General features: G+C 41.2%; 14 protein-coding genes. 8 read left to right on the top strand and 6 right to left on the bottom strand.

The features are described 5' to 3' along the window. Positions 1–48: 48 nt before the first annotated feature. The 4 genes from araD to ulaG form a co-directional block, all read right to left on the bottom strand. Complete coding sequence (araD, locus tag BKK47_RS05065) at positions 49–744, bottom strand: L-ribulose-5-phosphate 4-epimerase (protein WP_077493812.1); 696 nt, start codon at positions 742–744, stop codon at positions 49–51. Then, on the bottom strand, positions 738–1,598 hold the full coding sequence (locus tag BKK47_RS05060; RefSeq protein WP_077493811.1) for an L-ribulose-5-phosphate 3-epimerase: 861 nt from the start codon (positions 1,596–1,598) through the stop codon (positions 738–740). Before BKK47_RS05060 ends, araD begins: the two co-directional genes overlap by 7 nt. A gap of 102 nt (positions 1,599–1,700) precedes the next feature. After that, a complete protein-coding gene (gene ulaR, locus BKK47_RS05055; protein WP_077493810.1) occupies positions 1,701–2,450 on the bottom strand; it encodes an HTH-type transcriptional regulator UlaR in 750 nt (249 codons plus the stop codon). A gap of 79 nt (positions 2,451–2,529) precedes the next feature. Then, the gene (ulaG, locus tag BKK47_RS05050) at positions 2,530–3,621 is read right to left on the bottom strand and encodes an L-ascorbate 6-phosphate lactonase (RefSeq protein WP_059366610.1); all 1,092 of its coding nucleotides are present in this window, start codon (positions 3,619–3,621) and stop codon (positions 2,530–2,532) included. 369 nt (positions 3,622–3,990) lie between these two features. Here ulaG and BKK47_RS05045 point away from each other — a divergent pair, with 369 nt between their 5' ends. The 3 genes from BKK47_RS05045 to BKK47_RS05035 all read left to right on the top strand — a co-directional run bounded on the left by BKK47_RS05045 (position 3,991) and on the right by BKK47_RS05035 (position 7,105). Then, positions 3,991–5,805, top strand: coding sequence for a PTS ascorbate-specific subunit IIBC (locus tag BKK47_RS05045; RefSeq protein ID WP_059366612.1), 1,815 nt, complete (start codon positions 3,991–3,993; stop codon positions 5,803–5,805). 77 nt (positions 5,806–5,882) lie between these two features. Then, on the top strand, positions 5,883–6,350 hold the full coding sequence (locus BKK47_RS05040) for a PTS sugar transporter subunit IIA (RefSeq protein WP_077493809.1): 468 nt from the start codon (positions 5,883–5,885) through the stop codon (positions 6,348–6,350). Positions 6,351–6,424: 74 nt separating this feature from the next. After that, on the top strand, positions 6,425–7,105 hold the full coding sequence (locus BKK47_RS05035) for a 3-keto-L-gulonate-6-phosphate decarboxylase UlaD (protein WP_077493808.1): 681 nt from the start codon (positions 6,425–6,427) through the stop codon (positions 7,103–7,105). Positions 7,106–7,182: 77 nt separating this feature from the next. Here the strand turns inward: BKK47_RS05035 and tldD are convergent, their stop codons facing one another. Together tldD and rsmI are read right to left on the bottom strand one after the other, a co-directional pair. Further along, positions 7,183–8,631: a metalloprotease TldD gene (gene tldD, locus BKK47_RS05030; RefSeq protein WP_077493807.1), complete on the bottom strand. Its 1,449-nt coding sequence runs from the start codon at positions 8,629–8,631 to the stop codon at positions 7,183–7,185. 93 nt (positions 8,632–8,724) lie between these two features. Beyond that, positions 8,725–9,570 (bottom strand): 16S rRNA (cytidine(1402)-2'-O)-methyltransferase, encoded by an 846-nt coding sequence (rsmI, locus tag BKK47_RS05025; RefSeq protein WP_077493806.1) that lies wholly within the window; start codon positions 9,568–9,570, stop codon positions 8,725–8,727. Positions 9,571–9,645: 75 nt separating this feature from the next. On the opposite strand from rsmI, the gene BKK47_RS05020 reads away from it, so the two are divergent. The 5 genes from BKK47_RS05020 to nrdA all read left to right on the top strand — a co-directional run bounded on the left by BKK47_RS05020 (position 9,646) and on the right by nrdA (position 15,546). Further along, positions 9,646–11,367, top strand: a complete 1,722-nt coding sequence (locus tag BKK47_RS05020; protein WP_077493805.1) for a penicillin-binding protein activator — start codon at positions 9,646–9,648, stop codon at positions 11,365–11,367. Positions 11,368–11,369: 2 nt separating this feature from the next. Beyond that, on the top strand, positions 11,370–11,729 hold the full coding sequence (locus BKK47_RS05015; RefSeq protein WP_077493804.1) for a YraN family protein: 360 nt from the start codon (positions 11,370–11,372) through the stop codon (positions 11,727–11,729). A gap of 14 nt (positions 11,730–11,743) precedes the next feature. After that, positions 11,744–12,328 (top strand): D-sedoheptulose-7-phosphate isomerase, encoded by a 585-nt coding sequence (locus BKK47_RS05010; RefSeq protein WP_077493803.1) that lies wholly within the window; start codon positions 11,744–11,746, stop codon positions 12,326–12,328. 92 nt (positions 12,329–12,420) lie between these two features. Next, positions 12,421–13,002, top strand: a complete 582-nt coding sequence (dolP, locus tag BKK47_RS05005) for a division/outer membrane stress-associated lipid-binding lipoprotein (RefSeq protein ID WP_077493802.1) — start codon at positions 12,421–12,423, stop codon at positions 13,000–13,002. Positions 13,003–13,275: 273 nt separating this feature from the next. Continuing rightward, on the top strand, positions 13,276–15,546 hold the full coding sequence (gene nrdA / locus BKK47_RS05000) for a class 1a ribonucleoside-diphosphate reductase subunit alpha (RefSeq protein ID WP_077493801.1): 2,271 nt from the start codon (positions 13,276–13,278) through the stop codon (positions 15,544–15,546). The last annotated feature ends 38 nt before the right edge of the window (positions 15,547–15,584 follow it).

Here is a 15,584-nt window from a genome sequence, read left to right as displayed (position 1 = left end):
TCTTAGATAAAAAACGGCGGTTAAAAAACCGCCTTATTGATTAGCAAATTATTGCCCGTAATACGCATTTTTACCGTGTTTACGGAGATAATGTTTATCCAATAATTCTTGTTGCATAGAGCCTAAACTTGGTCTTAATACTTTACTAAACAGATTCATATAAGCCAATTCTTCTAACACAACCGCATTATGCACTGCATTATCCGCATCCGTTCCCCAGACAAAAGGCCCGTGTGAATTGACTAATACTGCCGGTACTTGATTCGGATCGATATTGCGTTTTTGGAACGTTTCGACAATCACTTTGCCGGTTTCTAATTCGTATTCGCCTTGAATTTCCGTCGGTGTCATTCTACGGGTACAAGGAATTGTGCCGTAAAAATAATCGGCGTGGGTTGTGCCTAATGCCAATAAATCTTCTCCGGCTTGCGCCCAAGTGGTTGCGTGGCGGGAGTGAGTATGCACAATGCCGCCGATCTCTTTAAATTGACGATATAGTTCAAGGTGGGTCGGCGTATCGGAAGACGGTTTTTTATTGCCTTCAACCACTTTTCCGCTAAATAAATCAACGACAACCATATCCTCTGCGGTCATGACCTCATAATCAACCCCTGACGGTTTAATGACAACAAGATTAGAAGTGCGGTCAATTTCACTCACGTTTCCCCAAGTAAAAGTAACAAGATTGTGTTTTGGTAACGCTAAATTGGCTTTTAATACTTTCTCTTTTAATGCTTCTAACATTGGAAGCCTCCTTCTTTCATTTTTTGTTCGATCCAACGGCGTGCGTTAATAATTTCTGCAATCGGCTCATCTGCTTTTTCCGTCCACATTTCAATTAAAAATGCGCCGCGGTAGTTCAATTCAGCAAGGGTTTTAAAGCAAGCAACAAAATCAACGCAACCGTCACCAAACGGCACATCACGGAACTGTCCTTGGCAAGTTTCAGTGACTTTATAGGTGTCTTTTAAATGAATGGCGGAAATCTTATCCATACCGAGTTTTAATTCTTCGGCAACGTTATCATTCCACGCAGAAAGATTGCCTAAATCGGGATAAACGGTAAACCAAGGCGATTTAATGATCTCATCCCATTTTTTCCAACGGGAAATGGAACTCATAAATTGGGTATCCATAATTTCTACCGCAAGGGTCACTTGATTACTGGCGGCTAATTCCACCGCCCATTCTAAACCTTGTTGAAAACGTGCGATAGTGCCTTTGTCTTGTTCTTCATAATAGACATCATAGCCCGCCAGTTGAATGGTACGAATGCCGGTATCAACAGCGAATTGAATCGCTTTTTCCATAATTTCATAGGCTTTTTGACGAATGGTTTCATCACGGCTACCAAAAGGGAAACGACGATGTCCAGAAAGACACATTGAGGGAATAGTGACCCCCGTATTCACAACAGCTTTTACTAATTGCAACCGCTCTTTTTTGCTCCAATCCAGACGAGCCAAACGTTCGTCCGTTTCATCAATAGACATTTCAACAAAATCAAAGCCGCAGACTTTAGCAATAGACAAGCGATCTTGCCAACTGATGTTTTTAGGCAGTGCTTTTTCATAGATGCCGAGTTTATGTTTTCTCACCGAACACTCCTGTCAGTAGTTGAGTATAAATAATATGTCCTATTCTAATATACGAACACAGTGAATAGTTATCTTTATTTGTAAACCTTTACTTTAATTAGCTTAAACCAGCATTATTGATAAACCTTTCTCTTGTAATGATTGAATAAGATCAGGTTCTGCATTTTTACCGGTAATTAACAAATCAATATCTTGCAATTTAGTGAATAACATACCGACTTGCTGCCCTAATTTAGTACTATCCAGTAATACCACATACTTACCTGCCCTTGCAGATAGTCGCTGCTCCGAATTAGCAATAATCATATCGGTTTTATACAATCCCTCAGTGGTAAACCCTTTTCCGCTGGTAAACATAATATTGGCGGCATAAGGGCTTTCATTTTGATTAAGAGAAAGGGTTATTGCTTTATTTCGGTTATATTGCCCCCCCATAATCACAATATCTTCGTGATTGTTTTCAATCAGTTTATTGGCAAGCGGAATGAAGTTTGTGATGATCTGCAATTTTCTTCCGCATAAATGATCCCCCAACATTTGCATTGTTGAACCGCAGGTTAAAATAACCGAATCGCCTTCTTGGCATAATTGACTAGCCGCCTGAGCAATACGTTGCTTTTCATCAATATTATTGATTACAGCACTATTATATTGATAATCTATTGGAGAGAACTGTATCGACTCGGCACCATTACGCACTTTCTTTAATCGACCTTGTTGGGCTAATTTATTGATATCCCGCCTTGCTGTTGCAGGTGAAATCTCAAGTTGTTCAACAATTTCTGTTGTAGAAAGTGCCTTTTTCTCAAGTAACAATTGTAAAAGCCGTCTATGACGGTAATTTTCGTTCATTATATTTTCCTTGCTATTTCTCTGATGCGAATAATGAACAAAAAATTAGCCACCTTCAAGCAAAAGGTGGCTTTTTTTGCTATAACATTGATTTAAATTGGATATTAGGTTCGTGTTCAAAGCAGTCATCAAAACCACGAGGGTGATGGTACTCAATTAAATCTTTATCACGCGGATAAACATATTTACCACCCACTTCCCAAATAAACGGATGGAATTTATATTGCAAACGTTCTTTACGCATTTTCCACAACTGAATAATTTCATCGGTACTTGCCATAAAGTTTGTCCAAATATCGTGATGAACCGGAATAATCACTTTACAACGCAGACTTTCCGCCATACGCAATAAATCGACAGAAGTCATCTTATCAGCGATACCGACCGGATTTTCACCATAATTATTTAACGCAACATCAATATCAAATTGTTTACCGTGTTTGGCAAATTGAATAGAGAAATGAGAATCCGCACCGTGGTAAATATTACCGCCCGGCGTTTTAAACACATAGTTCACCGCTTTGCGCCCCATTTCTTCATCGGACGGGCAAAGACCGGCTAATTCACCGCCTCGCTCCTCCGCCCCTTCAACCGGTAACGTCACCAAACAAGTACGGTCAAAAGAATCAAGAGCGTGGATTTCCACATCTTTTAATTTCACCACATCGCCCGGTTTCACAATAATAATACGCTCTTCCGGTACGCCCCATTTTTTCCATAGTTCTGCGCAATGCCAAGGACCGACAAATTTCACGTGATCTAGTTTCGGATTATTAACAATCGCCGCCGCCACATTCACATCAATATGATCGCTATGGTAGTGAGAAGCAAGAATAAAATCCACTTCATTAATCGCAAACGGATCCAACACCATCGGTGCGGCACGCAAGTTAGGTTGTAATTTACGCACTCCCGCCATATTCGCCATTTGGTGACCGCGCACCATATCTTTTACTTTTTTGGTGCTTTTTCCACGACCGCACCATAAATCCATACAGAGATTCGCTCCGCCTGGGGTTTTGATCCAAACACCTACGCAACCCAACCACCACATCGCAAAATTGCCTTCCGGCACAACCTCTTGTTCAATTTCTTCATTTAACCAAGTACCCCATTCAGGAAAAGTAGAAAGAATCCAACTTTCACGCGTGATTTCTTGAATTTTGCTCATTTTTAACTCCTTACGGTCATCCAAATAATAAAACAATCATAATAAATCATAACAAATCATTTATTTTTGTAAAATACTTTTTATAAATTTCATGATCCAAATCTAAATTTCCCCTTTACTTTCCGTAAAGAAACAGATTAATCCTATAACCTGTTGGTTTTTTACTATTTTTAACGCAAAAAAGCGAAAAAACCTCACAATTCACATCATAAAAAATAAAATGTGATATTGCTCACAATTCTTCAAAATTAATCTTTTTTATTCATCAATAATTGATATTATTTGAAAGATTTCTTTTTCGACACTCTTCGGAACGGACTCAAACATTAAGTTTTTCCCATTTTAAACAATGTCAACAGAGGTTCTGTTATGGAAACATTATTAGATTTATTTATCGTCTTTAGAGATCAGGTGCTGAATAAAGCACCGTTACTCTTAGGTATCGTGGCCTGTATCGGTTACATTCTTTTACGCAAAGACACCACGACCGTGATTAAAGGGACGATAAAAACAATTGTCGGCTTTATGTTAGTCCAAGTGGGCGCCGGCGAATTAGTCAAAGGTTTCAAACCGATTATTACCAAATTATCCGAATATCACGGCTTAACCGGCGCGGTGATCGATCCTTACACCAGTATGCAAGCAACCATTGAAACCATGGCGGATAACTACGCATGGGTTGGTTACGCGGTGTTATTAGCCTTAGCGCTAAACATTTTGCTTGTGGTATTCAGACGCTTTACCGGTATTCGCACCATTATGCTGACCGGACATATTATGTTCCAACAGGCGGGATTGGTTGCCGTATTCTATATGCTGATCGGCGCGTCAATGATGGAAACCATCATTTATACCGCCATCATTATGGCACTATACTGGGGAATTTCATCCAACATTATGTATAAACCGACTCAAGCCGTCACAGGCGGAGCCGGTTTTTCTATCGGACATCAACAGCAAATTGCCTCTTGGATCGCCGTAAAGCTCGCACCAAAACTCGGTAATAAAGACGACAGCGTTGACAATATGAAATTACCGAAATGGTTACATATTTTCCACGACAGTATCTCTGCCACCGTATTGGTGATGACCGTCTTCTTCGGCATTATCCTGCTCTCTTTCGGGTTGGATAACCTACAAACCATGGCGGGCAAAACCCACTGGTCAATCTATATTTTTGAAACCGGATTAAAATTTGCCGTTGCAATTCAAGTGATTGTTATCGGAGTGCGGATGTTCGTTGCTGAATTGTCCGAAGCCTTTAAAGGTATCTCCGAACGCGTGATTCCTAATGCAGTGCTGGCGATTGACTGTGCAGCAATTTACGCTTTCTCACCAAATGCCATGGTATTCGGTTTTATGTGGGGGGCAATCGGTCAATTCGTTGCGGTCGGTCTATTACTTGGCTTTGATGCTTCCGTATTAATCATTCCGGGCTTTATTCCAATGTTCTTCTCCAATGCAACCATCGGCGTATTTGCTAACCACTTCGGCGGCTGGCGTGCGGTGATGAAAATCTGCTTTGTCATGGGGATCATTGAAGTATTAGGTTCGGCGTGGGTGATTCACCTATTGGCAACCCAAGGTGCAACCTTTAATGGCTGGATGGGTATGGCAGACTGGGCATTATTCTTCCCGCCGGTATTACAGGGTATCGTCAGCGTACCGTTCTTCTTCTTTGTTATCTTAGCTGCTGCCTTTGTTTATATGGCATTTGCTGCGAAAAAATTACGCGCAGCGGAAGCTGCTGCAGCGGCTGCGGGTAAAACCCTTGAACAAATGGACGGCTATGGTGCGGAAGAAAGCGAACAAGAATCGGTTGTTGCTCAAGAACATTCACCGCAAAGTGCGGTCAAAAATGACGATGTTTCCGATGATGCGACAAAACCGGTGCGTATTCTCGCCGTCTGCGGTTCGGGTCAAGGTTCTTCAATGATGATGAAAATGAAGATCAAAGGTTATTTGGATAAACGCGGTATTCCTAACATTATGGATTCCTGTGCCGTAACCGACTATAAAGGCAAACTGGACAGCACGGATATTATTGTTTCGTCAAAACATTTAGCCGGTGAAATTCAAGTCGGTGAAGGGAAATACGTGTTGGGCGTACAAAATATGCTAAATCCAAATTCCTTTGGTGACGAATTAATCGAACTCATCAACAAATTTCAAAACAGCAAATAAGGCTTAATAAAAGTGCGGTCGGTTTTCAACGAGAATTAACCGCACAACTTCACACTACATAGTTTAAGGATCTCAGTATGTTAAAAGAATCTCTTATCGCCAACAATTCAATCAAACTCAACCAAACCGCAGCAGATTGGAAAGCCGCGATTAAAATCGGTACGGATTTATTAGAGGCATCGGGCGCAATAGAACCGCGTTATTACGATACCATTATCAGCAATATCGAAAAAATGGGGCCTTATATTATTTTAGCGCCGGGGCTTGCTATGCCACACGCCCGTCCGGAAGAAGGGGTGATTAAAACAGCGTTCGCTTTAGTCACCTTAAAAGAACCGATTTATTTCGACGGAGAAGACGATCCGGTATATGTGTTAATTACCCTTGCCGGCAGTGATTCCGATCAGCATATGCAAGGTTTAATGGAAATTACTCAAGTTCTTGATGATCCTGATAGTGATGACGGCGTGGATTTAAACCGTTTCCGTCACTGTAATAATGCTGATGAAGTTTATGCGGCGATTGATAAAGCGCTAAACGGTTAATCTAACCCAATTCAAAAAGTGCGGTCAAAATTAACCGCACTTCCCCCCCTTTCAAATTAACAGAAGGAATAAATATGTCTAAACCATTACTACAAATCGCCCTCGACTCCCTTTCTTTGGAAAAAGCCGTCGCCGATGCCAAACAAGCGGAAAATTTAGTGGAAATTATTGAAGTTGGCACCATCTTAGCCTGCGCTGAAGGAATGAAAGCCGTCAGCACCTTACGGGCTTTACACCCAAATCATATTATTGTGTGTGATTTAAAAACCACCGACGGCGGTGCAATCTTAGCGAAAATGGCATTTGAAGCCGGCGCCGACTGGCTAACCGTCTCCGCTGCCGCCCACCCTGCAACCAAAGCCGCCTGTAAAAAAGTGGCGGACGAATTTAATGCCGCTCACCCTGAGTTAAAAGTCAAAAAAGAGATTCAAATCGAAATCTACGGCAACTGGACGGTAGAAAAAGACGCCAAAGAATGGGTTGAATTAGGGGTAAAACAGGCAATTTATCATCGTTCCCGCGATGCGGAATTAGCCGGTAAAGGCTGGACGCCGGAAGATGTGGAATTAATGAAAAAATTATCCGATCTCGGGCTTGAATTATCCATTACCGGCGGCATTGTGCCGGAAGATATTCACCTGTTCAAAGAAATTAAAAATGCAAAAGCCTTTATTGCAGGTCGGGCATTAGTCGGCGAAAAAGGCAAAGCAACCGCAGAAGCCATTCGGGCTGAAATTGACAAATATTGGGCATAATTAATCGCTTAAACAAAAATCCAACGGAAAAATTAACCGCACTTTTAATTAAACAAAAAGTGCGGTTGTTTTTAGAATTAATTTGTACCACCCACGGTGATTTCATCAATCTTCAATGCCGGTTGACCTACGCCAACCGGTACACTTTGTCCGTCTTTACCACAAACACCAATGCCTAAATCTAACTCGGTTTGATCTGCCACCATCGAAATTTTTTGCATCACCTCAATACCGCTACCAATTAGCGTTGCGCCTTTTACCGGCTTAGTGATTTTCCCCTTTTCAATCAGATAGGCTTCAGAGGTAGAAAACACAAATTTACCTGAAGTGATGTCCACTTGCCCACCACCAAAGTGCGGGGCATAAACGCCGTGATCTACAGAAGCGATTAGATCCTCAAATTGACTCTGCCCCGCCAGCATATAAGTGTTTGTCATACGTGGCATCGGTAAATGCGCATAAGATTCTCGACGGCCATTACCCGTAGGCTTCACGCCCATTAAACGGGCATTCATTTTATCTTGCATATAGCCCTGCAAAATGCCGTCTTTAATGAGTACATTGCATTGACTTGGTACACCTTCATCATCAATGGTGAGAGAACCACGGCGGTGAGCAATCGTGCCGTCATCAACAATCGTACAAAGTGGAGAGGTGACTAATTCACCAATTTTCCCTGTAAATAGAGAACTTTCTTTACGATTAAAATCGCCTTCCAAACCATGCCCTACTGCTTCGTGCAATAGCACACCCGGCCACCCTGCGCCTAACACAACCGGCATAAGTCCTGCCGGTGCCGCCACAGCACTTAAATTAACCAAGGCTTGACGAACCGCTTCTTTCGCAAAATTGATGGCTCGAATATCACCATCGACCGTTTCAAAGAACCAATCCAATCCAAAACGTCCACCGGAACCACAACTTCCCCGCTCACGTTTTCCATTTTCTTCCACTAATACAGAAATTGACAAACGGACAAGCGGCCGAATATCGGCGGCTAATGTGCCATCTGTTGCCATCACCAATACTTCTTCATAAACCACACTTAAACCGGCAGAAACTCGGGTGACACGCGGATCTTCCGCTCGAGCAGTACGATCAACTAAATGTAATAATTCAATTTTCTTTTCTTTAGAAAGGCTTTCTAACGGATTAATGGAAGCATAACGCATAATCGGATTTACGGCATTAAGTGCATTTGGCACAATAATGTTGCCTTGCTGACGTTGCGCAATGCCCTTCACTGCATTGGCACATTGTTGCAGTGAAGCAAGGTTAATTTGATCCGAGTAAGCAAAACCGGTTTTTTCACCGGATACCGCACGAACCCCTACGCCACGATCAATGTGAAAACCACCCTCTTTAATAATCCCATCTTCCAATACCCAATTTTCATCTTGGCTAAGCTGAAAATATAAATCCGCATAATCAATATTGCGGTGCGACATTAGATCAAAAATATTTAATAATTCTTTGGTGGATAAATGACTTGGAGTCAATAAACTTTCCGAAACCTGTTTTAACATATTCTTCTCCGTAAATAGACGAGATCTATAAAATAAAACTTAGCTAAAAAGTGCGGTCAAAAAACAGCAAGTTTTTGTGAAATAAGAAATTGCTTATAAATGTTCTAAACCAAATTGATATAAGGCATTTTTCTTGTAACCATATAATTCCGCTACAATTGCCGCCGCTTTTTTAAGAGGCAGTTCTTGGGTAATCAAGGTTAAGGCTTTAATCGCTTGAGGAGAAAATTCCCCCTCATTTTCTCGCTTAGGTTGACCTTCTACAATCAACACCATTTCCCCCTTAGTTCGGTTTGGATCTTCGGCTAACCATTGCCGTAAACTGTTCACAGTATCGCCTGCGATAGTTTCCCACGTTTTAGTGAGCTCACGCGCCAACAAGACATAACGCTCTTCACCGAGCACTTCTTGCATATCTGCAAGGGTATCTAAAATACGATGGGTAGATTCATAAAAGATTAAAGTGCGGTCTTCTTCCGCTACGTTTTCTAATCTATCCTTACGCGCTTTACTTTTCGCCGGTAAAAAACCCTCGAAGCAAAAACGATCCGAGGCTATACCTGAAGCACAAAGTGCCGTAATTGCCGCACAAGCTCCCGGCAAAGGCACTACACGGATCCCCGCTTCGCGGCATTGACGCACTAAATGAAAACCGGGATCGCTAATTAAAGGCGTTCCGGCATCGGATATTAATGCAATATTCCCCCCTTGTTTCAGTTTTTCTACCAAAACAGCGGCTTTTTCTTGCTCGTTATGATCATGCAACGCGAAAAATGGTTTCTTAATACCATAGTGACTGAGCAATAAACCGCTGTGGCGTGTATCTTCTGCCGCAATTAAATCCACTTGGGAAAAGGTTTCCAAAGCACGTTGAGTAATATCTTGCAGATTACCAATCGGTGTTGCCACAATATATAAAATTCCGGTTACATTATTCATTTTGTTTGCTTTTAAGGTTTGAGATAAGTAAGATCACACCATTATTGACTCATTTATAATGGAGCAAAAGCGAATATGTCTATTCTATTACAAGGCGCAGGTTTTAAAAAACGTTTAATGCCAATTTTATTATCCGTCGCATTGGCCGGCTGTTCCAATTTGTTTGGCAGCAGCTTTACTGAAATGCTTCAACGCGATGCCAACGCCAGTTCTGAATTTTATATGAACAAATTAGAACAAACTCAGAATGTTGAAGATAAAGAAACCTATAAATTACTCGCTGCGCGTGCATTAATTGCAGAGAACAAGATTGCACAATCCGAGGCGATATTATCTGAGTTAGGCGAATTAAACGAGGCACAACAACTTGACCGTTCGTTAATTGCAGCCCGTCTTTCAGCCGCTAAAGGAGCAAATGAAGTGGCTGAAAATCAATTACGTTTAATTGATCTCAAAAAACTCAGCCTTTCTCAGAAATCACGGTATTATGAAACACAAGCCAGCATTGCAGAAAATCGTAAAGATGTGATTGAAGCGGTAAAAGCACGCATCAAAATGGATGAAAATCTCACTGATGTACAACGTCGCCAAAGCAACGTGGATAAAACTTGGGCGTTATTACGTTCGGCAAATACAGGCATGATCAACAATGCACCAGATGACAACAATGTAGCATTAGGTGGTTGGCTTACCTTAATTAAGGCGTATAACGATAATATTCGTCAGCCCGTACAACTAAGCCAAGCCTTACAAAACTGGAAAAATGCTTATCCAAATCACGCGGCAGCCACCCTTTTTCCAAAAGAATTGCAAAGTTTGTTAAATTTCCAACAAACCAATCTTGCACAAATCGGTTTAGTTTTACCGATCAGCGGTGATGGTCAAATATTAGGCAATACTATTCTATCCGGTTTTAACGATGCGAAAGGAAATTCCACTATTCCGGTGCAAATTTTTGATTCTGCAATCTATTCAATCGACGAAATCACTGCACAGGCAAAAGAAGCCGGTGTTAAAGCCTTAGTTGGTCCGCTTTTAAAACAAAATGTCGAATCAATCATTAACAACCCTGCATCAGTACAAGGTATGGATGTATTGGCATTAAACGCAACGCCAAATGCCCGTGCAATTAATCAAATGTGTTACTACGGTTTATCGCCGGAAGATGAAGCAGAATCAGCTGCAACAAAAATGTGGAATGATGGTGTACGTAACCCTGTTGTTGCCATGCCACAAAATGAATTAGGTCAGCGCGTGGGCAATGCCTTTAATGTTCGTTGGCAGCAATTGGCTTCAACGGATGCCAATATTCGCTACTATAATTTACCGGCCGATGTGCCTTATTTCTTGCAAGAAAATGCGTCAAATTCAACCGCACTTTATGCCGTTGCATCACCTGATGAATTGGCAGAAATTAAAGGTTATCTTGCCAATAGTGCGCCAAATTTAAAAATCTACGCAAGTTCACGCTCTAACTCAGCAAGCAATTCTACTGAATATGTAACACAAATGAACGGTGTACAATTTAGCGATATTCCGTTCTTCAAAGAAACTACATCCGCACAATATCAAAAAGTGGCGGGCTCAACCGGCGGTGAATATCAGCTAATGCGTTTATATGCAATGGGTGCGGATGCTTGGTTATTAATTAATCATTTTAATGAATTACGCCAAGTACCGGGCTATCAGTTAAGCGGCTTAACCGGCGTGTTAAGTTCCGGACCGAATTGTAATGTCGAGCGTGATATGACTTGGTTCCAATACCAAGACGGTAATGTAATACCGGTAGCCAACTAACTATGTTTTCGCTAAAACGCCAACAAGGAGCGGGCTTTGAGCATCAAGCCCGCCTTTTTTTGGAATCAAAAGGATTGCATTTTATTGCGGCAAATCAATATTTCAAATGCGGCGAATTAGATCTCATTATGCAAGATGGGAAAACTATCGTATTTGTGGAAGTTCGCCAACGTTCAAATGCACGTTTTGGTTCTGCTATTGATAGCGTAGATTGGTATAAGCAACAGAAATGGCTTGATGCGGCAAATCTCTGGCTTGCAAAACAGAATCTCAGTTTAGAAGATGCCGACTGTCGTTTTGATCTCATCGCTTTCGGTAAGAATGTGCAAGATATTCAATGGATTCCTAATTTTCTCGACTAATTTTATTTTCAATTATGTTACAAAAAGTTAAAGACATTTATAGCGAAAGCATCCAAATTCAAATTTCCGCCTCCAGTTTACTCACGGAAAATATTGCCAATGCAACCCAAAAGGTGATTCAATGCTTACTTGGCGGCAACAAAGTCATTGCTTGTGGCATCTCACGCTCTTATGCCAATGCACAATTTTTGGTTTCCAATTTGCTTAATCGCTATGATATTGAGCGCCCAAGCTTTCCTTCGGCACTACTCAGTCTAGAAAGTGCGGTCGGTTCTTCCTTAGTTTTTGATCATTCAGCGGAAAATCTCTATCAACATCAATTTAATGCAATAGCAAAACCCGGAGATTTACTTATTGCGTTTGCTCCGCTTGGTGTGGAAAAAGCCGTACTCAATACCATTGCCAATGCGGTAAGCAAAGAAATTAGTGTGATTGCTTTAACCGGTTCAAATAATGATGCCATTCAAGGCTTATTAGCAGAACAAGATTTGGAAATTTCCATTCCTACCAACAAAGAAAGCCGTATTTTGGAAAATCATTTATTTGTGATCAATGCTGTTTGTGAGCTGATTGATCACACATTATTTCCAAGAGTTTGATAGAATGTTCATTATTCTAGGATCTGAGATCCTAAACTATTTCACTATTTATTTGACTAACTAATTGATTCATTTAAATAAAGGAGAGAGAAATGAAACTAACCCCAGTTAAAAAATTGGCATTTATTCTAAGTACTTCCATTCTGCTCCAAGGCTGTGTCGCCGCAGTACTTGGCGGAGCCGCAGCAGGAACAAAAGTTGCAACGGACCCACGCACAATGGGTACACAAGTCGATGATGAGACTCTTGAATTTAAGGTAGAAAATGCCTTAGATAAAGATGAACAAATTAAATCCGAAGCGCGTGTGAATGCCGTGTCTTACAGTGCTCGTGTATTACTAATCGGTCAAGTACCAAGTGAAAATACTAAGGAAACCGCAACTAGTCTGGCAAAAGGCGTGGATGGTGTAGCCGATGTCTATAATGAATTACGCGTGAACCCTAAAATTACTATCGGACAAATCAGCAAAGATAGTTGGATCACCACACAAGTGAAATCCAAGATGTTAGTGGATGATAGAGTGAAATCAACGGATGTGAAAGTCATCACTGAAAATGGCGAAGTGTTCTTACTAGGTAATGTAACACAAGCCCAAGCAGATGCCGCCGCTGAGATTGCCAGCAAAATTAGTGGGGTACAAAAAGTGGTTAAAGTATTTAAATACTTGAATTAATTTTCCCCCTAAAACTTATTTTTTCTATAAAAGTGCGGTCGAAAACAATGCGATTTTCGACCGCACTTTTTTGTTTTTTTCAAGCAAAAATTCTCATATTTACAATTCTCGGAAAAGTATTTGTTTTTTAATAACAAATTTTTTGTCAATCATTTTGATAAAAAATTTATCACTTGATCTGACCAAAAAAACACATTATCTTGTGCAACATTATTTTATAAACACTATATATTGTGTTACAAAAATATCATAACAATAACAGGGCTCGTACTTATGAACAAAAGTTTAAAGGTCACTAAGCGTGATGGTTCGCAGGAACAAATCAATCTCGATAAAATCCACCGTGTCATTACTTGGGCGGCAGAAGGATTAGAAAATGTTTCCGTTTCTCAAGTAGAATTGCGTTCGCATATCCAATTTTACGAAGGGATTCGTACTTCCGATATTCACGAAACCATTATCAAAGCCGCAGCAGATTTAATCAGTAAAGATACTCCTGATTATCAATATCTTGCTGCTCGTTTAGCGATTTTCCATTTGCGTAAAAAGGCTTATGGTCATTTCGACCCACCTCGTTTATATGATCACGTCAAAAAACTCGTACGTATGGGTAAATATGATCATGCCCTTTTAGACGATTACACCCGTGAAGAATGGGATGAAATGGACGGTTTTATCGACCACTGGCGTGATATGACCTTTTCTTATGCTGCCGTCAAACAACTGGAAGGCAAATATTTAGTGCAAAACCGTGTAACCGGTGAGATTTACGAATCTGCACAGTTTCTTTATTTGTTGGTTGCAGCGAGTTTATTTTCAAAATATCCGCAGGAAACCCGCTTGGATTATATCAAGCGTTTTTACGATGCTACCTCCACCTTCAAAATTTCCTTGCCAACACCTATTATGGCTGGTGTGCGCACCCCAACCCGTCAATTCAGTTCTTGTGTTTTAATTGAATGTGGCGACAGTTTGGATTCGATCAATGCCACGGCTTCCGCCATTGTGAAATATGTTTCCCAACGTGCGGGAATTGGCGTAAACGCCGGTGCAATTCGTGCCTTAGGCAGTGAAATTCGTGGCGGTGAAGCTTTCCATACAGGTTGTATTCCGTTCTATAAATACTTCCAAACAGCGGTGAAATCCTGTTCACAAGGTGGCGTGCGTGGCGGGGCGGCAACGGTTTACTATCCGTTATGGCATTTAGAAGCCGAAAGCCTGCTAGTGTTAAAAAATAACCGTGGTGTGGAAGACAACCGTGTTCGTCACATGGACTACGGCGTGCAATTAAATAAATTAATGTATCAACGCTTAATTAAAGGCGGTGATATTACCTTGTTCAGTCCTTCCGATGTACCGGGACTTTACGAAGCTTTTTTTGCCGATCAAGATAGATTTGAAGAGCTTTATGTCAAATATGAGCAAGCTCCGAATATCCGTAAACGCACAGTCAAAGCAGTAGAAATTTTCTCTCTATTAATGCAAGAACGCGCATCAACCGGTCGTATCTATATTCAAAATGTGGATCACTGTAATACCCACTCGCCGTTTGATCCGCAACTGGCTCCGGTACGCCAATCTAACTTATGCTTAGAAATTGCGTTGCCAACCAAACCGTTAAATCATATTCATGATGAAAATGGGGAAATTGCGCTTTGTACCCTTTCCGCATTTAACTTAGGCAAAATTGAAAATCTTGATGAATTGGAAGAATTAGCGAATCTTGCCGTTCGTGCATTAGATGCCCTATTGGGTTATCAGGACTACCCTGTTGCCGCGGCAAAACGCAGTTCTCTTGCCCGCCGTTCTTTAGGGATTGGCGTGATTAACTATGCTTATTACTTGGCGAAAAACGGGGTACGTTATTCTGATGGCAGTGCGAATGATTTAACTCACCGCACTTTTGAAGCGATTCAATATTATTTATTGAAAGCCTCAATGAATTTAGCCAAAGAACAAGGTGCCTGCGAATATTTCAATCAAACCACCTATTCACAAGGTATTTTACCGATTGATACCTATAAAAAAGATTTGGATTCGCTCACACAAGAACCATTGCACTACGATTGGGAAAGTTTGCGCAAAGATATTCAAGAATTCGGTTTACGTAACTCGACCCTCACCGCACTAATGCCGTCAGAAACGTCATCACAGATTTCTAACGCAACCAATGGTATTGAACCGCCACGCGGCCATATCAGTGTGAAAGCCTCAAAAGACGGTATCTTAAAACAAGTGGTGCCGGATTACGAAAACTTAAGCGACAATTACGAATTGCTGTGGGATATCCCAAACAATGACGGCTATCTCCACTTAGTCGGCATTATGCAAAAATTCGTGGATCAAGCGATTTCCGCTAACACTAACTACGATCCAAAACGTTTTGAAGACGGTAAAGTCCCAATGAAAGTGCTATTAAAAGACTTATTAACCGCTTACAAATATGGCTTAAAAACCCTTTACTACCAAAACACCCGCGACGGCGCCGAAGATGCCCAAGAAGATCTTGATGACGGCTGCGCTGGTGGGGCTTGTAAAATCTAATTAATCAAACCTTTAAAAGTGCGGTTAAAATCGACCGC

This window comes from Rodentibacter mrazii (genome assembly GCF_001998825.1).
Taxonomy (GTDB): domain Bacteria; phylum Pseudomonadota; class Gammaproteobacteria; order Enterobacterales; family Pasteurellaceae; genus Rodentibacter; species Rodentibacter mrazii.
The sequence above is the reverse complement of the archived record's forward strand: the minus strand, read 5'-3'. Positions and strand labels throughout refer to the sequence as shown.